Below are 21,270 nucleotides of genomic sequence, written 5' to 3' on the forward strand. Positions count from 1 at the left end.
TGCCCGTGCGATCTTCCCGCCCGAACCACCGTCCAGCCGTTCACGCCGTCGTGACCCTGCTCGCCATGCTCGGCCTGCTGGTGCCCGCCTCGTTCCTGCCCGCCTCCGCCTCGGAGCACGCCTCGGACTCCGCCTCGGAGCGGGGATCCGTCGCGCCCATGGCGGCCGCCGCCGTGACCACGCTCACCGCGAGCAACTTCCGCTATGCCCGCTCTGCCACGTCGACCCTCGTGTCGGCGCTCGACGCGGCCCTGCCCAACGTGAGCATGGGGTCCGTCGCCGCTGACGGGAACCGTACGGGCGTGGCCTGCTCCGCCCCGGTGACGCACCGGGTGGCGTCGTTCTGCTGGAGCTCCGGCGACCGTGACACCACCGAGTGGTACCCGCAGGGCATCACGACGAGCGCCGACGCCTACGGGGAGGCCACGTACGACGGACGCCGGATCCTCCTCGCGAGCTGGTACGACTCCAGCGGCACAGCCCCGAACAAGGGCGTCCGGATCAGCGTGGTCGACCTGACCGCGGGCACCGCCGCGCCGTCGTACCGCCACATCCTGCTGGTCGAACCCTCGGGGACCACGGCGGCACCGTCGTTCAAGCCGGTGCCCGTCCACGCGGGCGGCATCATGTGGTACGGCAACCTGCTGTACGTCGCCGACACGAGCAACGGCTTCCGCGTGTTCGACCTCGACCACCTGTGGCAGGTCTCCACGGGCGACGAGTCGAAGGTGGGCCGGCAGTCCGACGGCTCGTTCCACGCCCACAACTACAAGTACGTGCTGCCGCAGACCGCGCGGTTCACCGACTCGACGGTGGGCGGCTACGCCCAGCTGCGCCACTCGTCGGTGGCTCTCGACCGCACGTCCTCGCCCGACTCGGTGGTCGTGACGGAGTACCAGACCTCGACCGACCTGGCAGGCGGCTCGCAGGTCCGCACGGTCCGCATCCCGATCGACTACACGAACCGCTTCCTCAAGCCGGCGTCCGACGGGATCATCAAGGCGACCGAGGCGTACCGGATCGACCTCGAGAGCGTCCAGGGGTCCGTCGCGGTCAACGGCGAGCTGTTCTACTCCCAGAGCGACGGCACCAGCTTCTCCGACCCGAGCTCCGCCGGGGACCTGCACACCTGGGACGCGCCGTCCGGTGCGATCGTGCGCCACGGCAACGCGCTCGCGGTGGGTGCGGAGGACCTCTCCTACGACCCGACCCGCGACCAGATGTGGTCGCTGAGCGAGCACCCGGGCTACCGCTGGGTCTACGCGTTCGACGCGTCGTCCTTCGCGTCCAGCTTCTAGGCCCTGGGCGCCCGACGCCGGACCGGTCGCCTCCGCGGAAGGCGACCAGTCCGGCGTCGGGCACCGTCGTGTCAGGCGCGGGTGTTGCGCCAGTCGATCCAGGCCTTCAGGGTGGTGAGGTCGTAGTCCGGGCCGCTCACGCCCACCGTGAAGAGCGTGGCGCCCGCCGCCAGGAACGCGTCGCCGGTCTCGGCGGGGTCGCCCTGGGCGGGGACGGAACGCTCCACGAGCGCCGCGGTGTCGCGGCCCACGGCCGCGCCGTGCTCGTCGAGGATCGCCGACTTGCGCGACAGGGTGTCGAGGTCGGCGAACGAGTGCCAGATGTCGGCGTGCTCGGCGACGATGCGCAACGTCTTCTTCTCGCCGCCGCCGCCGATCATGACGGGGATCTCCCGCGTCGGGGCGGGGTTGCCCTCGGCGAGACGCTTCCTGATGCGCGGCATCGCCTCGGCGAGCTCGGCGATGCGCGAGCCGGCGGTACCGAACTCGTAGCCGAACTGGTCGTAGTCCTTCTCGAACCAGCCGGCGCCGATCCCGAGGATCAGGCGGCCGTTCGAGATGTGGTCCACGGTGCGCGCCATGTCGGCGAGCAGCTCGGGGTTGCGGTAGCTGTTGCAGGTGACGAGGGCGCCGATCTCGACGCGCTCGGTCTGCTCCGCCCAGGCGCCGAGCATGGTCCAGCACTCGAAGTGCTTGCCGTCGGGGTCGCCGGAGAGCGGGAAGAAGTGGTCCCACTAGACGCCTTAACGATGTATCCTGATTGCATGCCGGAGACCTATGGTGGTTACAAGCGCATCAGCGACGACCCGTACGACCTGCGAGCCGGGATCGAGCGCCAGGAAGAGGACATTCGCGCCGAGGTGGTGCGACAGGGCAGTGCTGCCGAGCGCATCGTCTGGTATTCCGAGAATGACACGAGCGCGTTCAAGAAGAAGCGGATTACCGTCTCTGACCCGCTGGGCAATGTCTACGACGCCTGGCGCGTCATACGTCCGGTATGGCATCAGGCTCTGCACGACCTCCGTACCCGGAAGATCACGACGCTCGTTGTGTGGGACCTCGACCGGCTCGCCCGCGATCCCCGCGATCTGGAAGACGCTATCGAGGCAGTGGAGCGCTATGGTGCGCGCATTGTCTCTGCGACGGCATCTGCGGTTGATCTCGCGACCGAGGGCGGCCAGATGCAGGCTCGCATGATGATCATCATGGCGAACAAGTCGTCGGCTGATACCGCTCGGCGTGTGAAGCGCTGGCATGCTGGCGTCGCCAAGACTGGTGCCCCTGTCGGTGGGCGCCGCCCGTTCGGGTTCGAGGCGGACAGGGTGACCCACAACGCGCGTGAGGCCGAGCTCGTACGGCGTGCGGCTCAGGAGGTCATCGATGGTGTGTCCTTGCACGAGATTGCCCGGCGCTGGGAGGCTGAAGGTGTGCCAACCGTGCTCGGTGGCCCATGGCGTCACACCTCCGTGCGGCAGATCCTCCGCAATCCCCGGTTGGCCGGCTGGCGCACCTACAAGGGAGAGGTCATGACCGACGACGCGGGCGGCCCGTTGAGCGGGACGTGGGATCCGATCCTGGACGAGGACACGTTTGTCCGCGTCCGGACCGTTCTTGCACCGTCTGAGAGCGGCCCGATCGCTCGGCGCGGTGCGCGTCACCAACTCCTGTCCGGCATCGTTCGGTGTGGTCGCTGCACTGGCAAGATGTACGCCCAGGCGATCAAGAACGGCCGGTTCAACTACGCGTGTCGCGGTCGTACGGACCTTCCGCATGTTGTCTCGGTAGCAGGTAAGCCCGTTGACGAGATGATTACTGATCTTCTGCTGAAGCGGCTTCGCCGTGTGGCCTTGGAACGTCCGGCTGCGTCATTCGAGCGAGAAGGCGAGCTGGTACAGATCCGCAGTCAGATCACCGAGCTCATGGGTGAGTTCTCGTCTCGCCGCCTTACCGGAAGTGTCGTATTCCCCCAGGTCCAGCGCCTTGAACGTGAGCGGGACCTTCTCCAGGCTGAGAAAGACCGATTCCTGGCAGCGACGGCCGGTCCCGAAGTTCGCCCGATGTCGCTGGAGGAGTGGAAGGGCCTTGACCTAGATGTCCGCCGGGCGATTGCCGAGCGGAATCTTGAGGCTGTCCTCGTGAAGCCCGCGAGCGGTAAGGGTGGCGGCTTCGACATGGAGCGGATCGATCCTGTCTGGCGCCCGAGTCAGGCGGACGGCACCTCGAGCCGACAGTAGGCGGCGGTGGCGTCGTCAGAGAGCTTGTTTCGCGGCCAGCGCGTCGCTTCAGGGTCGCTCGCCTCGGCGGCCCGGACCTCTGCGATCAGGGCGGTTGGCCCATCCTCACGTAGGACGGCGAGAGCGCCCGGCCAGTCGTGGATGCCGAAGGCGTCCACGGCGCGAGCGGCACCATCACTGAGTACGGCGAACTCAGTGACCTGGTGCACGGGCACCTCGCCGGTGAGTGCGTGGCGTGCCGCTTCGGGGTCGGCTGCTGCGATCCAGTAGCCGCCCGCTGTGTTGCGGGCGGCTAGCTCGGCGTGCTTCATCCGGACGAGTGCTTCCGGCTTCCGTGGGTCCGTGGCGGGCATCGCGTCCGCCGTCGCCCGCTCGCTGGGTGCTGACTGGCTGATGCGCTGGTCGCTCACGACTTGGAGCCCTCCTGGTGAAGCGATCACGATCGTCACGTCACCGAGAACGAGGTACTTCAGTGTGTCCTCGGTGACGTGAACGATCGCGACGGCGGCCGAGGGTGTGCCTGGGTGTGTGAGGTCGCACGTGTCACGGTGCAGGTCGGACGTCTGGGCGATGGCGGCGGCCAGAGCCGCGGTTGGGCCGATCGCGATCCGCTCGGCGATCCCCGCGGCAAGGTGCTGCGCGTACCAGGCCACGCCGTGGATGCAGCCGCTCGCTGTGCGTGCCGTTGCGCCGTCGAGGAGGACCAGGAGGTCCGACCCGGTCTGTGTCGCGTCCTCGTTCGGCGTCTCCGTCGAGCCGGGCACCGACGCGATCGTGGTCCGCATGTCAGACCCCTTCGTGGCGGTAGAGCGGCGTGACACGCTCACAGTTCGTGATCTTGCGGTCACCCTCCGGCTCGAACCTGCACCGAAGCACTGTGGAGAACCGGCGAGTCTTGAGTTCCTTGTGCAGCTCCTTCAGGTTGTCCGCGACGTACTCAGCGGCGCTGAGGGTCCCCTGAGCGTGGATGCCCGCTATGTAGAGGAACGTGCCCTTGCCGTCCGGTCGCGGGAGCCGGCCGATGTAGGCGTAGTCCGCCGCCTCGCCACGGTCGCGCGGTGATCGGTACTCCGTTCCGGTCGTGCGGTCCACGATGTACCAGCCGTTCTCGTCGTTCGTGAACGACAGGTGCGTGTCCGCGCCCATGACCTGTCCGATGAAGGGCAGCAGCCTTGGGCTGGTGAGGACGATGAGGTTCGGCCTGTTCAGGTCGACCATTCCGGGCGGCGGGATGAGCTCGCGGTCAGCATCGAGCCCTGCCGCCTTGGCCGCCGCCGCAAGAGCCTCGTACGCGCCCAGGGCCTCGGCCGAGAGCATGTTGCTGGGATCGCTCCGTCCGACCTCCGGCTTGACGCCGATGGCGATCGTCAGATTGCCCGTGCCGAAGAACGCGCGCTCAGGGCGCGACCCGGACGACAGCATCATCGACACGCGAGACCGCGAGATGCCCAGGAGTTCAGCGAGCTGGGCCTGAGTCTTGCCGCCGTTCAGGAGTTCGATGAGCGCTTCGCGCCGAAGCCGCGAGAGCTCCAGCGCCGTGGCTTGGGTTTCGTCGATGAGGACCCCGAGCGCCTTGGCGCGCTCCTCAGGGTCGCTGATCTTGGCGACGTGCGAGATGTCGAGCATTGATGTCTCTCCCTTGTGTCAACGGGTGTTCCTCACGGTACTCGTGTCAACGGGGGATGGACAGACATCGTGCCAGCGATACCCATGAACATCTTCTGTTCATAGGGGTTGACAGCCGGACTCGGCCATGGTGTCGTAGGTCATACCCGCGAACCGGAGGTGTTCACGGGGGTTGACACAACCTGGAGGGTTCGATGAAGAGCTACACCGCCTGTCAGGCGATCGAGGGCGCTGAGCCCTCGTTCGCCGATCTGGCCGCAATCGCCGATGAGTGGCCGGTGATCGCCGCTGAGCTCGCCGTTGTCGAGGCGGAGTGCCGTCTGGCGGAGTCGCCGGACGAGCTCGCTGTCAGGGCGCACCGCCGCGCGGTGTCTGCCCTGGACCTCGTTACCCGCCGTGTGGCCCCGAGCGCCACGCGTGTGACCGTCCGCCGCCTGGCGGGCACCCGTTCCCGTTCCCTGGCCGTCGTCGCCACGGCGCCGGTCGCTGCTGCCTGAAGGAGTTCCGTCATGGTCACGATGTCTCTGTTCTTCGTCCTGCTGGTCGCCGTCGTCGTCGGTGTCTGGCTCAAGAAGCTCGACAACATGTCCCTCGTCCTGGGGATCCTGTTCGGGCTGTCCCTGGCCTCGACGACGTTCGGTGCCCCGGTCCTGGACGCGTTCCAGCAGCTCCTCAACGGTCTCGTGTCTGGCGTCGCGTCGGTGGCGGGTGCCTGATGGGCTCGCCGATCTTCGACCACGCCGCCCGGCAGTGGGTCGAGATGCGCCAGGAGTTCGACCTCGTGGTGCAGGCCGCCTACGAGGCCGCCGAAACCTCCACCCGCACGGTCCTGCTGAACCGGCGCGGCCTGGCCGCCGGCATCGACCCCTTCACCCTCATCACCGGCCCGTACTCGCGTGTCGAGGCGTACGCCTCGCACGAGCTGGTCGAGCACTTCGAGCGTGTGGGCCGCCCGTCCCTGGAGCGGTTCGAGCGCGAGTGGCTGGCCGCCCGCACCGAGTGGGACGCCGCCCCGATCGACGTCCCGGCCGCCTGGCTCGCCGAGTGGGAGACCAAGGCCGGCACGACCACGACCGACGACGAGAGCACCGGGAGGGCTGCCTGATGATGCCGAACGATGACGAGCTGCGGGAGATGGTCTACGGCACCGACGACGAGCCCGGCCGCGAGGTCGAGGCCCGGTCGTCGGGTGTGGTGGACCTGTCCGAGGCGCGTCGTGCTCGCGGGCTGGACCAGGGCAACGCTCTGGTCCAGCCCGAGGGTGACGCCCTCGACGGTGAGGTCATCGACCCCGCCCCGGTGGTCGAGGAGGCGCCCGTGCGGGCGCCTCGGGTGATCGAGGTCCGCGACCCGGACGCCCCGCGCCAGGTGATCCCCGCCTGGCTCCGCTCCCGTGACGAGCTGGTCACGACGTGCGGGCACTACGCGGCCCGGTTCGGGCACACGCTCGCGTTCCACACCGTCCGCCTGCCCCTATACGGGCTGCGCCTGGCCGCGCGTTCCCCCATCGGTGCCGGCCGCCTGGTCGCCGTCGCGTGGAGGTGGGTCGCCGACTCCGACAGCGTCGAGGTCCGCCGCTCCCTGCTGGCCACAGCCTCGACCCCGGACGTGTACCTGCGGCTGGTCAAGGACCGCCGCGCCCTGGTCCGCCGCCGTGGCGCCGTCGTCGTCGCCGGGGCGGGCGGCGCTGGGCTCGCCGGGACCGCCGTGCTGTCCTCGGCGCCCGAGCTCTTGCAGGCCGGCGCCGTCGTCGCAGTCGTGACCGCGCTCGGGCTGCTGGGACGCAAGGCGGACGCTCGGATCACGGACAACTCCGCCGTGTCCGCTCAGGTCCCGGTGCTGGACCAGGGGCTCATCCGTGAGGCCCTGTCCGTCCTCGGGGTCGGGTCGCTGTCCTCGGTGGGCAAGGACCCGAACGCCATCCGGTTCGTGACCCCCATCGTGCGCGACGGGGCCGGCTACCGGGCCGACATCGACCTCCCGCCGGGTGCGACCGCCACCCAGGTGATGGAGAAGCGGTCCCAGCTCGCCTCCGCCCTGCGCCGCCCGCTCGGGTGCGTGTGGGTCACCGGCGACCCCGACGTGCACGAGGGCCGTCTCATCCTGTACGTGGCCGACCGGCCGCTGTCGCAGTCCAAGCCCACCGCCTGGCCCCTGGCGACCAAGGGCACCGCGAACCTGTTCGACCCGATCCCCCTCGGCGTGGACCCGCGCGGGCGCCTGGTGGAGACCACGCTGATGTTCTCCGCCGGGATCATCGGCGCCATCCCCCGCATGGGCAAGACCTTCACCCTGCGGCTGCTGCTGCTGGCCGCCGCCCTGGACCCCCGCGCCGAGCTGCACATCCACGACCTCAAGGGCGGCGCCGACCTCGCACCGCTGGGGAAGGTCGCGCACTACTACCGGTCCGGGGACGACCCCGCCGACATCGCCGCCCTGCTCGCGGACCTCAAGGCCATGCGGAAGGAGGTAGGCCGCCGCGCCCGTCTGATCCGCACCGACCTCGCCGGCGACCCCCGCTGCGCCGAGGGCAAGGTGACCGACGAGCTCGCCTCGATCAAGTCCCTGGGCCTGCACCCCATCCTCGCCGCGTACGACGAGACACAGGTTCTGTTCGAGCACCCCGACCACGGCAAGGAAGCCCGCGCCATCGTCGAGGACCTCGTCCGCCGGGGCCCGTTCGTCGGGATCATGGTCTGGCTCGCCACCCAGCGCCCCGACGACAAGTCCATCCCCAAGTCCGTGTCCTCCAACGCCGGCCTCCGCCTCGCGCTCAAGGTCATGGACGCCGGGGTCAACAACATGATCCTCGGACCCGGGATGTACGGGTCCGGGTACTCCGCCACCACGTTCTCCCGCAAGGACCGCGGCGTCGCCTACCTTGCCGGCGAGGGCGACGACCCCGTCATCGTCCGCACCGCCTACATCGACGGACCGACCGCCGAGACCATCGCCGACCGTGCCCGCGCCGTGCGCCAGGCCAAGGGCTACCTGACCGGCATGGCCGCAGGGGAAGACCCCGCCGACACGGACCAGTCCACGATCCTGGACCACCTGCTCGCGGTGTGGCCTGCCGAGGACCCCGAGTGGCCCAACGGGAAGGTCTGGGCCGAGGAGTTGGCCGCCCGCCTGGCCGCGTCCAAGCCAGCGCTCTACGAGGGCTGGGACGCCGCCCAGGTCAACGCCGCTGCCAAGCGCCACGGCATCTCCGCCAAGTCCGTCAAGCACGGCACCGGAGCGAACAACGTCCGGCGCGGCCTGGTCCGCGCGGACGTCGTCGCCGCCCTGGGCGAGACCACCGACCTCACCGAGGAGGACTGACCCATGGACCACACCACCACCACGACGCCGGGCGGGTCGCGCCGCCTGGTCCTGACCCTCGCCGTGGCTGTCGCGCTGCTGTGCACGGGCGTGGCCTATGAGGGCATGTACGGCTTCGGCCGCGACATGCTCGACTGGGACCTCGGTGTTGCTCTCGCGTTCGCCGGGATCTTCGAGCTCGCCCAGCTCACCGTCGCGCTGCTCGCCCGTGAGGCGATCAAGGACGGCCGCCCGGCGGGGACGCTGCTCACGATCACGTGGATGCTCGCCGCCGCCTCCGGGCTGCTGGCCGCGTGGCACGAGCTCGCGGCCGGCCACGGGCTCGGTGCGGCCCTGTTCCGCATCGCCGCCCCGGTCCTGGCCGCCGGGCTGTGGCACCTGGTCCTGCTCGGTGACCAGCACCTGGCGACCGGGCGGACCTGGTCCCAGATCCGGCAGACCGCCCGCATGCACGCCCTGTTCCTGACCGTCGAGGACGCCGCCCGCGCCTACGCCGCCGGGACGGACACCCCCGCCGCACGACGGGCCATCGCCCGCGCCGAGGCCAAGCGCCGCCGTGCCCGCGCCATCGCCCTCAAGACGGTTCCGCCGCACGAGGTCGCCGCCGAGGTGTCCGCCTGGCTCCAGTCGCTGTCCGCCGTGGGGGACGCGGTCGCGGACGTGGCCCGGATGCACATCGAGACCAACAACCGCGTCGCGGGCATCGCTCACACCCCCGCCCTGTCCGCCCTGTCCGGTACCGAGTACGAGGACCGGGCCGCCGAGGCTGTCCGCGCCGAACTCGCGGACATGGCCCGGACGGACAGTACCCGCGAGCCCGTGTCCGCCGTGTCCGCCGCCGGACAGGACCGGCCACGTGTCCGGACCGCTGTCCGGCGGACTGTCCGCCCGGCTGGTCCGGCGACCGGTGACCGGTCCGCCCGTCTGGCCGTCGTGTCCGCGCTGCTGTCCGAGCGTCCGGACGCGGACAGCGCGGACGCCCTCGCGGCACTCACGGCCGCCGGTCACGAGGTCACCGACCGCACCGCCCGCCGCGACCTGGAGACCGTCCGCGCCGCGCACGTCGAGGAGGTCAACGCATGAACGCCGCCCCCGTCTGGTCCTGGGCCGACCTGTACGCCGTGACCGAGCGGCTGCCGCGCGACCTGGAGGCCATGCGCACCGCCGCCACCCTGGACGAGCTCAACGCCCGCACCGCCGCCCTCCTGCTCGACGCGGCCGCCGCCCTGGCGAACCAGACCCCGAACCTCGCGCACCGCATCGTGCGGCACGCCGCCATCACCTACACCGGCTGGACCGACCAGGCCCGCCAGCACGAGGACCCCGACGACGACGCCGACAGGTAGCAGAGGACCCGCTACCGGTAGCGGCCCCGCTACCGGCGCAAACCGCATGATCTCGCGGAAGTAGCGCGGTAGCAGCCCACCGCGCACCACCCCGAAACACCCTCCATCCCGCCCCGCAAGGGGTCCGGGTCGCGCTACCGCTACCCGGACCCCCTGCGCCAGCCATGCCCAAAACAGGGCTGGACCAGCACGGAAGGACTCACCGACATGACCGCCACGAACGCCGCGAACGCCGCCGGCCAGGTGCCGAACGGTGCGCTGCTCGCCTCCGCCCTGGAGTACGCCGCCCGAGGCTGGGCCGTGTTCCCCCTGATCCCCGGCGGGAAGCGTCCCGCCGCCCCGCGTCACCCCGCTCACGAGTGCGACCGCCGTACCGACTTCTGGTGCCGCAACGGGCACACCGGCTGGCAGGAGCGCGCCACGACCGACCCCGGGCGGATCACGCGTGCCTGGTCCAGCCGTCCCTACGGCCTGGGCATCGCGACCGGTCCGTCCGGGCTGCTCGTCATCGACACCGACGCCCCCAAGCCCGGCGCCCGCACCCCCGCCGAGTGGCAGGGCCGCGCCACGTCGGGCGAGGAGGTGCTGTCCGCGCTCGTGGCCGACCACGAACCGCTTCCGGACACGTGGACCGTGCGGACCCCTTCCGGCGGCACCCACCGCTACTACCTCCGCCCGGACGGCGTCGAGCTGGGCAACACCGCCGGGCGCCTGGGCTGGCTGATCGACACCCGCGCCGCCGGCGGGTACGTCGTCGCCCCGCCGACCCGGACCAACACCGGCCTGTACGAGGTCACCAGCTACGCCGCCCCGGCGCCGCTGCCCGCCTGGGTCGCCGACCTGCTCACCGGACCGGCCGCCCCGCCGCCCGGCACCCCGCGCACCGTGACACCGGACCTGGACCGGGTGACCGGGTACGTCCGGGCCGCCGTCGAGGGCGAGACCACCCGCGTCCGGCAGGCGACCGAGGGCACCCGCAACCACGCCCTGTTCATCGCCGCCGTGGCCCTCGGACAGCTCGTTGCCGGCGGCGCCCTAACCGAGACCACCGCCACCGCGCTGCTGCTGGACGCCGCCGCCGGGCATGTCGCCGCCCGCGCGTTCACCGACGCCGAGGCGCTGGCAACCGTCCGCTCCGGGATGCGCCGCGGCGCGAACAACCCCCGCACCATCACGCCCCGCCCAGCCCACCACCGCGCCGCCTGAAACGGAGCCCACGCCATGAGCCTGACCACGACCGCGCGGCGCATCCTCGCCGCCCTCACCACACCCCGCCCCGCTCCCGCTCCCGTGCCGGCCGTCGAGGCGTGCGCCGTGCGGCTCATGGTCTGGGACGTGTGGGACGAGCACCTCGAGGACGGGATCTTCCACCTCGACCCGCCCTGCGGAGCACCCGCCATGGCCACCGTGCACGCCTACTGCCCCGAGTGCGGCGCCGCCACCGCCGAGCCCGCGTGCGCCGAGTGCGCCGGCCACGGCGCCACCGCCCCGCTCAACTTCGACGCCACCTGCCCGAGCTGCGCCCACCCCGCCGCGCACTACGCCATCCGCCCGCTGTGACCGACCCGAGGGAGACCGCCATGACCACCACGCCCACCACCGCCAGCACGCAGGCCGGCGCGCCGGAGCTGCCGCCCACCGACCCCTACCAGGCCGCCGACTGGCTCGTGAACCGTCACGAGTGGGCGCGCCAGCTCGTGGCCCGCGTGATCCCCGGCGGGACCACCGACCCCGACTGGCTCGACCACTACGCCCACGCGTTCGCCGCCTACGAGGACCACGCCACCGCGTGGAAGACCTACCGCGCCACGCACTGGATCTCCGACTACGCCACCGACACCGAGTACGACGCCTGGCAGGCCGCCGGCCCCCAGGCACCACCCGCCGCCGCAAGCCTCGGTGCCATGTCCTCGGGTGAGGCGCGCATGTGCCGCCTGATCGCCACCCTGCACCCCGCCCAGCGCGTGGCCTGGAGCCTGGCGGACGTCGACTTCGACGCCCGAGGCATCGCGTTCTTCGCCGACCTGGCCGCCGTGGCCATGCGCCCCTACACCCACTGCTACCCCGTCGCCGCCCGAGCCGTCATCGCCCTGGCCACCACCACCGAGGAGATGAACCGATGACGCAGGAAGCAGCTCCGCGACAGGGTGCGGTCGGGCACCTGGGAGACATCGATGTGGAGTCGGTGTTCTGGGAGGCCCGCCCCGAGCTCGCCGCCGTGCGGCAGTACGCACGGGCCGCCATGGCCGCACCGTGGGCCGTGCTCGGGTGCGTGCTCGCCCGGGTCGCACTGTCCGTGCCGCCCGTGGTCGTCCTGCCCCCGCTGGGCAACGACCGCAACGCCGTCGCCTCGCTCAACGTGTTCGTCGGGCTGGTCGCGCCGTCCGGGGTCGGCAAGGGTGTCGCGACCCGCGCCGCTGAGGGCTTCCTCATGGTGGCGCCCGGTGGCGGCCGGCTGATCGTGGAGCGGCCCCTTGGGTCGGGCGAGGGCATGTCCCACGTGTTCACCGAGACCGTTGACGAGGGCGAGGACATGCCCGCGCTGCACTCGGTGTGGTTCGACGTGCCCGAGGTGGACACGCTCACCGCGCTCGTGGGCCGTAAGGCGTCCACCCTCGCGTCCGAGGTCCGCAAGATGTTCACCGGGGAGTCCCTGGGCTTCCAGAACGCCGACGCCGCCCGACGCAAGATCGTGCCCGCGCACTCCTACCGTGCCGCGCTGGTCGCCGGGGTCCAGCCTCGCAAGGCCGGTCCGCTGCTCGATGACGCGGCCGGAGGCACACCACAGCGGTTCCTGTGGATGCCTGCCACCGACCCGGGCGCGCCCGACGTCCTGCCGCCCGCCCCGGACCCGTACGTCTGGTCCAGCCCTGTCCTGGCCACCGAGCCGCGCCGCGTCCTGCTGAACGTGGCCGGATCGATCAAGGCCCAGCTCCAGGCCGAGCGCCGCGCCCGGCTGCGCGAGGAGATCACCGACGACAACGGGCAGCAGTCCCTCGTACGGCTCAAGGTCGCGGCCCTGCTCGCGCTGCTCGCCCGCCGCGTCGAGGTCACCGAGGGTGACTGGCACCTCGCCGACTTCGTCATGACGGTCTCCGACCACACACGCACCCGGATGCGCGACGCGCTACGGGCCGACGCCGCCCGCGAGAACCGCGCCCGCGCCGAGGCCCGCGCCGCGTTCGACGAGCACCAGGACGACGCCGCCGTACAGCGCACGGCATCGAAGATCCTCGCCGCCCTGAGCACCGAGCCCCGACCCGCGAGCGGTGTCCGGTCCGCGCTGGGCAAGAACCTGCGCGACTACTTCGACGCCGCCGCCGACAGCCTCATCCGACGCGGACTGATCGAGCGAACGGAGGACGAGTACCGAGGGCAGGCCCGGACCCTGCTCCGACTGCGCGAGTGACGCCGGTAGCCCTGGCATCTGCCAGGGCTACCAGGGCTAGAACGTCAGGGCTAAAACCGCAGGTCAAGTGCCATTTCTAGCCCTGACGCTAAGCCCTGGCAGATGCCAGGGCTAAACCCCTCGACCCCGTGCAGAAACCCCCGCGAAAGGGACGCATTCGCCATGAGCATCACCCGTACTGCTCCCGCCACCCCGTCGCGTGACCGGACCCTCTCCGCCGTCCCGGACGATGGTGACTCCACCACCGCAGACCGGACCGAGGACGTCAGGGCAACTTGGCGCTACAAGGGACTCAAGGGTCAGGCCGCGTTCGACGCGTGGTACGCGGCCCACGAACCGCCGCCGCTCCCGGCCGAGGACCGTGAGGCCATCGCCCGGCTCCTCACCCCGCATCGGTCCCGGCCCTCACGAGCCGCCTGACAGAAGCGCACCGCGCCCCACGGCTGAACCAGCCGTGGGGCGCGGTGCTATGTTCCCTGGAAGCGTCGTGACCAGTGCGGACGGTACATCGTTAACGCGTTTAGTGGTCCCAGTTGTAGATGACGTCCACGCCCAGGTCCTCGGCCCGGAGCACGGCGTCGCGGATCTGCGAGTAGTCGGCGTGCTGCGGCTGAAGCTGGACGGCGATGCGGACGGGTCGGTTCGTCATAGTTTTCAGACTAGTTGCGTGCGGCGACGACGAACACCCGGCGGAAGGCGAGCGGCGTGCCGTACTCGTGCCGGGGGTAGGCGTCGCGCAGGGCGGCGCCGAGCTCGGTCTCGAAGCGCGCGCGGAGGGCGGGGTCGGCCGCCTCGAGCGCCGCGAGGGTCGGCTGGGCGCCGGTCGCGGAGATCCAGCGCAGCACCGGGTCGTCGCCCTGCAGCACGTGCAGGTACGTGGTCTCCCAGGTGTCCACGGACCAGCCGGGGCGGGCCAGGTCACCGAGGTAGTCCGCGGGGTCGCCGCTGCCCCGGCGGGTCACCGGGCCGACGACCGCCGCGTACGGCTCGCGTGCCGCGACCTCGCGCAGGAGCCGGTGGCTGGGCGCGTCGTGGTTGCCGGGGACCTGGAAAGCGAAGGTCTGGGCGGCTGTGTCCGCGAGCGCCGGGAGGAGGTCGCGGTGGCCGGGGACCCATTGGAGGGTGGCGTTGCTGATGACCAGGTCGGCGCCGCTGACCGGGCCGTCGTGGTCGGCGAGGGTGGCGGCGGCGTAGTCGCGGAGGTCGCCGAGGACGTAGCGGGTGCCGGGGTCTTCGGCGCGGGCTCGCTCGACCATGGCGGGGGAGGCGTCCACGCCGACGACCTCGGCGTGGGGCCAGCGCCGGCGGAGGTGGGCGGTGAGGTGGCCGGGACCGGCCCCGAGGTCGACGACGGTGGCGGGGTCGCCGGGGACGTGGGCGAGGAGGTCGGCGAACGGGCGGGACCGCTCGTCGGTGAACTGGAGGTAGGCGGTGGGGGACCAGTCGGCCATGGTGTGCCCTCTCGTGTCATATATCTCGGCGCCAAGTATCTCGACGTCAAGATACATGGTTCAGGGGACGAGCAGCACCTTCCCCGTCGTCCGGCGGCCCTCGAGCGCGCGGTGCGCCTCGGCGGCGTCGGCGAGGGGGAGCGTGGAGCCGACCCGCACGTCGAGGGTCCCGGCGGCCGCGGCGCCCAGCACCTCGGCCGCGCGCCACTCGAGCTCCTCGCGCGTGAGCAGGTAGTGCCCGAGCGTGGGTCTCGTCAGGAAGAGCGAGCCGCCTCGGTTCAGCCGCTGGGCGTCGAACGGGGGCACCTGGCCGGACGCGCCGCCGAACAGCACGAGCATGCCCCGGGTCCGCAGCGAGGCCAGCGAGGCGTCGAAGGTGGTGCGCCCCACGCCGTCGTACACGACGTGCACGCCCTCGCCGTCCGTGAGCTCGCGGACGGCGGCCGGGAGCTCGGACGAGACGTCCCCCATGGCGGCGTAGTCGATGGTGTGCGCGGCGCCGGCTGCGCGGGAGAGCGCAGCCTTCTCCGCGCTGGACACCGTGGTGAGGACGCGGGCGCCGCGGGCCACGGCCAGCTGGGTGGCGAGCAGGCCCACGCCGCCCGCACCGGCGTGGAGGAGCACGTCGTGCCCGGGGCTGACCGGGAACGTGGAGGCCACCAGGTAGTGGGCGGTCATTCCCTGCAGCGGGAGGGCTGCCGCGGTCTCGAGGCTGAGGCCGTCCGGGACGTGGACCGCGTTCGCGGCGGGCACCACCGCGAGCTCGGCGTACGAGCCCGGCGCCTCGTTCCAGGCGACGCGGTCGCCGATCGCGAACCCCGTCACGCCCTCGCCGAGCGACTCCACGACGCCGGCCCCCTCCACGCCCACGGCGTGCGGGTACTCCATGGGGTAGACGCCGCTCCGGCGGTACGTGTCGATGAAGTTCACGCCCGCCGCGGCGACGCGGACGAGCACCTCACCGGAGCCTGGCGACGGGTCGGGCACCTCGGTGACCGACAGGACCTCGGGGCCGCCCGCCTCGCGGGCCACGACTGCACGCATAGGGCCACACTAGGGGTGGGTGTGGCATCGTCGTCGGGCGGGATGGGCTGGCCCCGGGCTGCATAACTATGTATTGTGCTGCATATGACCAGCAGCCAGCTCATCAGGGTGGCCGTCGCCGGAGCGTCCGGCTACGCGGGCGGGGAGACCCTCCGCCTGCTCGCCGCCCACCCCTTCGTCGAGATCGGGGCCGTCACGGGCCACTCGAGCGCGGGCGCCATGCTCGGCGAGCACCAGCCGCACCTGCGCAGCCTCGCGCACCGGGTCATCGAGCCCACCACGGCGCAGGCGCTCAAGGGGCACGACGTGGTGGTGCTCGCCCTCCCGCACGGCGCGTCGGGGGAGATCGCGGCCCAGCTCCCGGACGACGTGCTGGTCCTCGACCTCGGGGCGGACCACAGGCTCGAGTCCTCGACCGACTGGGAGGCGTTCTACGGGAGCGCCCACGCCGGCACCTGGCCGTACGGCCTGCCGGAGCTCATCCGCGCCGACGGCTCGCGCCAGCGCGATCGCCTCGTCGGGGCCACGCGGGTCGCCGTCCCGGGCTGCAACGTCACTGCGGTGACCCTCGGCCTGCAGCCAGGCGTCGCGGCGGGGGTGATCGAGGCCGCAGACGTGGTCGCGGTGCTCGCCAACGGCTACTCGGGGGCGGGCAAGGCGCTCAAGCCGCACCTGCTCGCCAGCGAGGGCCTCGGTTCCGCCCAGCCCTACGCGGTGGGTGGCTCCCACCGCCACGTCCCCGAGATCGCCCAGAACCTGCGCGCTGCCGGCGCGCCGCAGGTGGGCCTCAGCTTCACGCCCACGCTGGTGCCCATGGCCCGCGGCATCCTCGCCACGGCCACCGCGCGCCTGGCACCGGGCGTCGACCCCGCAGCCGTCCGCGCCGTGTGGGAGGCCGCCTACGCGGACGAACCCTTCGTGCACGTCCTGCCCGAGGGGCAGTGGCCCAGCACGGCGATGACCCTCGGGGCCAACACCGCGCTGGTCCAGGTCGCCGTCGACGCGGCCGCCGGCCGGGTGGTCACCGTCACCGCGATCGACAACCTCGTGAAGGGCACCGCCGGTGCCGCGGTCCAGTCCATGAACCTCGCCCTCGGCCTGCGGGAGACCGCCGGCCTCGTCACCGAAGGAGTGGCCCCGTGACCGTCACCGCACCGCAGGGGTTCCGTGCCGCCGGGATCACCGCCGGGCTGAAGGCGTCCGGCAACCCCGACCTCGCGCTGGTGGTGAACGACGGACCGCAGCACACCGCCGCGGCGGTCTTCACCAGCAACCGCGTGGTGGGTGCGCCCGTGATGTGGTCCCGCCAGGCGGTCAAGGACGGCGTGGCACGTGCCGTCGTGCTCAACTCGGGCGGCGCCAACGTCTGCACCGGGCCGGGCGGGTTCCAGGACGCCCACGCCACCGCGGAGAAGGTCGCCGAGGTCCTCGGCGTCGGGGCGATCGACGTGCTCGTCGCCTCCACCGGCCTCATCGGGGTCCGGCTGGCGGCCGACAAGCTCCTGGCGGGCATCCCCGTCGCGGCGTCCACGCTGGCGGCGGACGACGCTGCCGGCCGGGCCGCCGCGACGGCGATCATGACCACCGACACGGTCGCCAAGACCGTGGTCCGCACGGTCGAGACGCAGGACGGGACGTTCACCGTGGGCGGCATGGCCAAGGGAGCCGGCATGCTGGCCCCGGCCCTCGCCACGATGCTGTGCGTCGTCACCACGGACGCCGTGGTCAGTCCCGCCCACGCGGACACCGCCCTGCGCACCGCGACCGGGGCCACGTTCGACCGCGTCGACTCGGACGGCTGCATGTCCACCTCCGACACGGTGGTCCTCATGGCCTCGGGTGCCTCCGGGGTGACGCCGGACGCTGCCACCCTGACCGACGTCATCACGGCCGTCTGCGCCGACCTGGCGCGCCAGCTCGTCGCCGACGCCGAGGGCGCGACCCACGACATCGCGGTGACCGTCCGTGGCGCGACCACCGAGGCCGCCGCGGTCGCCGTGGGCCGTGCCGTGACCCGGTCCAACCTTTTCAAGACCGCCATGTTCGGCAACGACCCCAACTGGGGCCGCATCCTCGCGCAGGTGGGCACCGTGCCCGAGGAGGTCGCGCCGTTCGACCCGCTGGAGCTCGACGTGAGCATCAACGGAGTCATGGTCTGCAAGGGCGGTGGTGCCCACGAGCCCCCCGAGAACGTGGACCTGGCCGCCTCGCGCGACATCACCGTCGAGATCTACCTGCACGCCGGCGACGCCGAAGCCACGATCTGGACCAACGACCTCGGCCACGCCTACGTCCACGAGAACAGCGCGTACTCGTCATGACAGCACCCACGACCGAGGGGCCGTCTCCCTTCAACACCCTCACGGACCTGCGCCCCGACCAGAAGGCCGAGGTCCTGCTCGAGGCCCTGCCCTGGCTCCAGGAGTTCTCCGGTGCGCTCGTCGTCGTCAAGTACGGCGGCAACGCCATGGTCGACGACACGCTGAAGGCCGCCTTCGCCCAGGACATGGTGTTCCTGCGCCAGGTCGGGCTGCGGCCCGTCGTCGTGCACGGCGGCGGCCCCCAGATCAACGCCATGCTCGACCGCCTCGGGATCGCCTCCGAGTTCAAGGGCGGGCTCCGCGTCACCACCCCCGAGGCCATGGACGTGGTCCGGATGGTCCTCACCGGGCAGGTGGGCCGCGAGCTCGTCGGCCTGATCAACGCCCACGGCCCCTACGCCGTGGGCATGTCCGGCGAGGACGGTGCGCTCCTCGCGGCCGAGCGCCGCAACGCCGTCGTCGACGGCGAGGACGTGGACGTCGGTCTCGTGGGCGACGTGGTCCAGGTCGACCCCACGGCCGTCCAGGACCTCCTCGCGGCCGGCCGCATCCCCGTCGTCTCCACCATCGCCCCCGACGTGGCCGACCCCACCCAGGTCCTCAACGTCAACGCGGACACCGCGGCATCGGCGCTCGCGGTCGCCCTCGGCGCCAGGAAGCTCATCGTGCTGACCGACGTGGAGGGCCTGTACACCTCCTGGCCGGACCGCTCGTCCCTCGTGGAGCGCATCACCGAGACCGAGCTGGCTGCCCTGCTCCCGTCCCTGCAGTCCGGCATGGTCCCGAAGATGGAGGCCTGCCTGCGGGCCGTCGCGGGCGGGGTGCCCTCCGCCACCGTGATCGACGGCCGCCAGCCGCACAGCGTCCTGCTGGAGGTCTTCACCGCCCGCGGGAACGGCACCATGGTGGTTCCCGACCCGCTCGGCGCTGCCCCGGCTCCCACCCAGCCCCTCGCACCCACCCAGGAGGTCGCCCCGTGAGCGAAGTCGTCACCCAGGCAGGCGAGGCCGAGAGCCGCGACCTGTCCGGCGCTGCCTGGACGGATCGGTACTCCCGTGCCGTGATGGACACCTTCGGGTCGCCGCAGCGGGTGCTGGTGCGCGGCGAGGGCGCGTACGTGTGGGACGCGGACGGGCGCCGGTACCTGGACCTGCTCGCCGGGATCGCCGTCAACGCGCTCGGCCACGCGCACCCCACGCTCACCGCGGCGATCAGCGCCCAGCTGGGCACGCTGGGGCACGTCTCCAACTTCTTCGGCACGCCCACGCAGATCGGTCTCGCGGAGACGCTGCTCCGGCTCGCGCAGGCCCCCGCCGGCTCACGCGTCTTCTTCACGAACTCGGGTACGGAGGCGAACGAGGCGGCGTTCAAGATGACGCGCCGGACCGGCCGTACCCGGGTGCTCGCCCTGGAGGGCGCCTTCCACGGCCGCACCATGGGCGCGCTGGCGCTCACGCACAAGCACGCCTACCGGGAGCCGTTCGAGCCGCTGCCCGCCGGGGTCGAGCACCTCCCCTTCGGCGACACGGCAGCGCTCGAGGCGGCGTTCGGGCCCGAGGCCGTCGCCGAGCGCGGCGAGGTCGCGGCCCTCGTGGTCGAACCCCTCCAGGGGGAGGCCGGCGTGCGTGCCCTGCCGCCGGGCTACCTGGCCCTGGCCCGCCGCCTCACCGAGGACTCGGGCGCCCTGCTCGTCCTGGACGAGATCCAGACGGGTATGGGCAGAACCGGATCATGGTTCGCCTACCAGCAGCCCGAGGTGGGCGGCGGCATCGTGCCCGACGTCGTCACGCTCGCCAAGGGCCTCGGCGGTGGCTTCCCCATCGGGGCGGTGATCGCGTACGGCGAGCGTGCCGCGACCCTGCTGGGCCGCGGCCAGCACGGCACCACGTTCGGGGGCAACCCGGTCGCGGCGGCCGCCGGTCTGGCGACCCTGGGAGTCATCGACCGGGACGGGCTCCTCCAGAGCGTCGTCACGGTGGGGGAGGTGCTGCGCTCGGAGATCGAGGCAGCCGGGAACCCTCTCGTCGCCGGCGTGCGAGGCCGGGGCCTGCTGCTGGCCGTGCGGCTCACCCGTCCGGTCGCGGCCCAGGTGGCCGCGGCGGCACTGGAGGCTGGCCTCGTGGTCAACGCGGTCGCGCCGGACGCGATCCGGCTCGCACCGCCCCTGATCCTGACCGCGGACCAGGCGCGTGAGGCCGCCCGGTTCTTCGCCACCGTCCAGATCCCCGAGGAGCCCGCACCGTGAGCACCCGACACTTCCTGCGCGACGACGACCTCAGCCCCGGCGAGCAGCGCGAGGTCCTCGAGCTCGGCCTCGCGTTCCGGCAGGACCGGTTCGTGCGCCGCCCGCTCGCCGGGCCGCGAGCCGTCGCGTTCATCACCGACAAGCCGACGCTGCGCACCCAGGTGTCGTTCGCGACGGGCATCGCCGAGCTCGGCGGCTTCCCCCTCCTGGTGGACGGCAACCTCGCCCAGATCGGTGTGCGGGAGTCGATCGCGGACACCACGCGTGTCCTGGACCGCCAGGTGTCGGCCATCGTCTGGCGCACCTACGGCCAGGACCGGATCGAGGAGATGGCCTCCGTCTCCCGGGTGCCGGTGATCAACGCGCTCACCGACGACTTCCACCCGTGCCAGATCCTGGCCGACCTCCTCACGGTCGCCCAGCTGCGCGGAGGCGCCGGTGCGCTCCCGGGCACCACGTTCGCGTACGTGGGGGACGCCGCGAACAACATGGGTAGCTCCTACCTCCTCGGCTGCGTCACGGCGGGGATGCACGTCCGCGTCGCCGGCCCGGAGGGGTACCTGCCGGACCCGGCCGTCGTCGCACGCGCCGAGGAGATCGCCACGCAGACCGGAGGTTCCGTGACCGTCACCACCGACGCGGTCGCCGCCGTCACCGGGGCCGACGTGGTCGCCACCGACACCTGGGTGTCGATGGGGGACGAGGCAGAGGCGGAGGAACGGTCCAAGCCGTTCTGGCCCTACCAGCTCGGCGCGGAGCTCCTCTCCCGGGCGAACAGCGAGGCGATCGTCCTCCACTGCCTGCCCGCCTACCGGGGCAAGGAGATCACCGCTGACGTGATCGACGGCCCGCAGAGCGCCGTCTGGGACGAGGCGGAGAACCGCCTCCACGCCCAGAAGGCGCTCCTGGCCTGGTTGGTGGAGCAGCGATGAGCCGCGAACCTGATGTCAGCTACCCCGAGCCCGGGGTGACGGT

At 72.0% G+C, this 21,270-nt stretch carries 22 protein-coding genes and 2 pseudogenes; 18 read left to right on the top strand and 6 right to left on the bottom strand.

What is annotated here, in order from left to right; all coding sequences use genetic code 11:
- Window positions 1-5: 5 nt before the first annotated feature.
- Complete coding sequence (locus D1350_RS07540) at window positions 6-1,298, top strand: hypothetical protein (RefSeq protein WP_240643946.1); 1,293 nt, start codon at window positions 6-8, stop codon at window positions 1,296-1,298.
- A gap of 71 nt (window positions 1,299-1,369) precedes the next feature.
- Here the strand turns inward: D1350_RS07540 and D1350_RS07545 are convergent.
- Window positions 1,370-2,032: pseudogene (locus tag D1350_RS07545) on the bottom strand (LLM class F420-dependent oxidoreductase); the annotation flags it as partial.
- A 30-nt stretch (window positions 2,033-2,062) separates the two neighbouring features.
- Between D1350_RS07545 and D1350_RS07550 the strand changes: the two are divergent.
- Window positions 2,063-3,532 carry a recombinase family protein gene (locus D1350_RS07550; RefSeq protein WP_164545065.1) on the top strand — a complete coding sequence of 490 codons (1,470 nt, stop codon included), beginning with the start codon at window positions 2,063-2,065 and terminating at the stop codon, window positions 3,530-3,532.
- On the opposite strand, the gene D1350_RS07555 is transcribed toward D1350_RS07550, so the two are convergent.
- Together D1350_RS07555 and D1350_RS07560 are read right to left on the bottom strand one after the other, a co-directional pair.
- Window positions 3,502-4,317: a protein phosphatase 2C domain-containing protein gene (locus D1350_RS07555; protein ID WP_125775345.1), complete on the bottom strand. Its 816-nt coding sequence runs from the start codon at window positions 4,315-4,317 to the stop codon at window positions 3,502-3,504. The two genes, D1350_RS07550 and D1350_RS07555, sit on opposite strands and share 31 nt — an antisense overlap.
- A gap of 1 nt (window position 4,318) precedes the next feature.
- On the bottom strand, window positions 4,319-5,158 hold the full coding sequence (locus D1350_RS07560; protein WP_125775346.1) for a helix-turn-helix domain-containing protein: 840 nt from the start codon (window positions 5,156-5,158) through the stop codon (window positions 4,319-4,321).
- 194 nt (window positions 5,159-5,352) lie between these two features.
- On the opposite strand from D1350_RS07560, the gene D1350_RS07565 reads away from it, so the two are divergent.
- The 11 genes from D1350_RS07565 to D1350_RS07615 all read left to right on the top strand — a co-directional run bounded on the left by D1350_RS07565 (window position 5,353) and on the right by D1350_RS07615 (window position 13,654).
- A complete protein-coding gene (locus D1350_RS07565) occupies window positions 5,353-5,655 on the top strand; it encodes a DUF6284 family protein (protein ID WP_125775347.1) in 303 nt (100 codons plus the stop codon).
- A 12-nt stretch (window positions 5,656-5,667) separates the two neighbouring features.
- The gene (locus D1350_RS07570; protein ID WP_125775348.1) at window positions 5,668-5,874 is read left to right on the top strand and encodes a hypothetical protein; all 207 of its coding nucleotides are present in this window, start codon (window positions 5,668-5,670) and stop codon (window positions 5,872-5,874) included.
- A complete protein-coding gene (locus tag D1350_RS07575) occupies window positions 5,874-6,263 on the top strand; it encodes a hypothetical protein (RefSeq protein ID WP_125775349.1) in 390 nt (129 codons plus the stop codon). Before D1350_RS07570 ends, D1350_RS07575 begins: the two co-directional genes overlap by 1 nt.
- On the top strand, window positions 6,263-8,479 hold the full coding sequence (locus tag D1350_RS07580) for an ATP-binding protein (protein WP_125775350.1): 2,217 nt from the start codon (window positions 6,263-6,265) through the stop codon (window positions 8,477-8,479). Before D1350_RS07575 ends, D1350_RS07580 begins: the two co-directional genes overlap by 1 nt.
- A gap of 3 nt (window positions 8,480-8,482) precedes the next feature.
- A complete protein-coding gene (locus D1350_RS07585) occupies window positions 8,483-9,562 on the top strand; it encodes a hypothetical protein (RefSeq protein WP_125775351.1) in 1,080 nt (359 codons plus the stop codon).
- A complete protein-coding gene (locus D1350_RS07590; RefSeq protein ID WP_125775352.1) occupies window positions 9,559-9,825 on the top strand; it encodes a hypothetical protein in 267 nt (88 codons plus the stop codon). The genes D1350_RS07585 and D1350_RS07590 overlap by 4 nt, the downstream gene beginning before the upstream one ends.
- A gap of 207 nt (window positions 9,826-10,032) precedes the next feature.
- Window positions 10,033-11,031, top strand: a complete 999-nt coding sequence (locus D1350_RS07595; protein WP_125775353.1) for a bifunctional DNA primase/polymerase — start codon at window positions 10,033-10,035, stop codon at window positions 11,029-11,031.
- A 15-nt stretch (window positions 11,032-11,046) separates the two neighbouring features.
- Window positions 11,047-11,385: a hypothetical protein gene (locus D1350_RS07600; RefSeq protein ID WP_125775354.1), complete on the top strand. Its 339-nt coding sequence runs from the start codon at window positions 11,047-11,049 to the stop codon at window positions 11,383-11,385.
- A 20-nt stretch (window positions 11,386-11,405) separates the two neighbouring features.
- Complete coding sequence (locus D1350_RS07605; RefSeq protein ID WP_125775355.1) at window positions 11,406-11,948, top strand: hypothetical protein; 543 nt, start codon at window positions 11,406-11,408, stop codon at window positions 11,946-11,948.
- Window positions 11,945-13,234 (top strand): hypothetical protein, encoded by a 1,290-nt coding sequence (locus D1350_RS07610; protein WP_125775356.1) that lies wholly within the window; start codon window positions 11,945-11,947, stop codon window positions 13,232-13,234. The genes D1350_RS07605 and D1350_RS07610 overlap by 4 nt, the downstream gene beginning before the upstream one ends.
- A 162-nt stretch (window positions 13,235-13,396) precedes the next feature.
- Complete coding sequence (locus tag D1350_RS07615; RefSeq protein ID WP_125775357.1) at window positions 13,397-13,654, top strand: hypothetical protein; 258 nt, start codon at window positions 13,397-13,399, stop codon at window positions 13,652-13,654.
- A gap of 103 nt (window positions 13,655-13,757) precedes the next feature.
- Here D1350_RS07615 and D1350_RS07620 read toward each other — a convergent pair.
- The 3 genes and pseudogenes from D1350_RS07620 to D1350_RS07630 form a co-directional block, all read right to left on the bottom strand.
- Window positions 13,758-13,883, bottom strand: a pseudogene (locus D1350_RS07620) (LLM class F420-dependent oxidoreductase); the annotation flags it as partial.
- 10 nt (window positions 13,884-13,893) lie between these two features.
- The gene (locus D1350_RS07625; protein WP_125775358.1) at window positions 13,894-14,685 is read right to left on the bottom strand and encodes a methyltransferase; all 792 of its coding nucleotides are present in this window, start codon (window positions 14,683-14,685) and stop codon (window positions 13,894-13,896) included.
- Between the two features lie 60 nt (window positions 14,686-14,745).
- Window positions 14,746-15,729, bottom strand: coding sequence for a quinone oxidoreductase family protein (locus D1350_RS07630; protein WP_125775359.1), 984 nt, complete (start codon window positions 15,727-15,729; stop codon window positions 14,746-14,748).
- Between the two features lie 84 nt (window positions 15,730-15,813).
- On the opposite strand from D1350_RS07630, the gene argC reads away from it, so the two are divergent.
- Genes argC through argF form a run of 5 tightly spaced genes read left to right on the top strand, consistent with a single transcriptional unit; the run spans window position 15,814 to window position 21,227 of the window.
- A complete protein-coding gene (argC, locus tag D1350_RS07635; RefSeq protein ID WP_125775360.1) occupies window positions 15,814-16,872 on the top strand; it encodes an N-acetyl-gamma-glutamyl-phosphate reductase in 1,059 nt (352 codons plus the stop codon).
- Window positions 16,869-18,050: a bifunctional glutamate N-acetyltransferase/amino-acid acetyltransferase ArgJ gene (gene argJ, locus D1350_RS07640; RefSeq protein WP_125775361.1), complete on the top strand. Its 1,182-nt coding sequence runs from the start codon at window positions 16,869-16,871 to the stop codon at window positions 18,048-18,050. The genes argC and argJ overlap by 4 nt, the downstream gene beginning before the upstream one ends.
- The gene (gene argB, locus D1350_RS07645) at window positions 18,047-19,030 is read left to right on the top strand and encodes an acetylglutamate kinase (RefSeq protein WP_125775362.1); all 984 of its coding nucleotides are present in this window, start codon (window positions 18,047-18,049) and stop codon (window positions 19,028-19,030) included. The genes argJ and argB overlap by 4 nt, the downstream gene beginning before the upstream one ends.
- Window positions 19,027-20,295 (top strand): acetylornithine transaminase, encoded by a 1,269-nt coding sequence (locus D1350_RS07650; protein WP_125775363.1) that lies wholly within the window; start codon window positions 19,027-19,029, stop codon window positions 20,293-20,295. The genes argB and D1350_RS07650 overlap by 4 nt, the downstream gene beginning before the upstream one ends.
- Window positions 20,292-21,227: an ornithine carbamoyltransferase gene (gene argF / locus D1350_RS07655; protein ID WP_125775364.1), complete on the top strand. Its 936-nt coding sequence runs from the start codon at window positions 20,292-20,294 to the stop codon at window positions 21,225-21,227. Before D1350_RS07650 ends, argF begins: the two co-directional genes overlap by 4 nt.
- Window positions 21,228-21,270 lie beyond the last annotated feature (43 nt).

Origin of the sequence: Antribacter gilvus (assembly GCF_003946865.1) — a bacterium.
GTDB lineage: Bacteria > Actinomycetota > Actinomycetes > Actinomycetales > Cellulomonadaceae > Antribacter > Antribacter gilvus.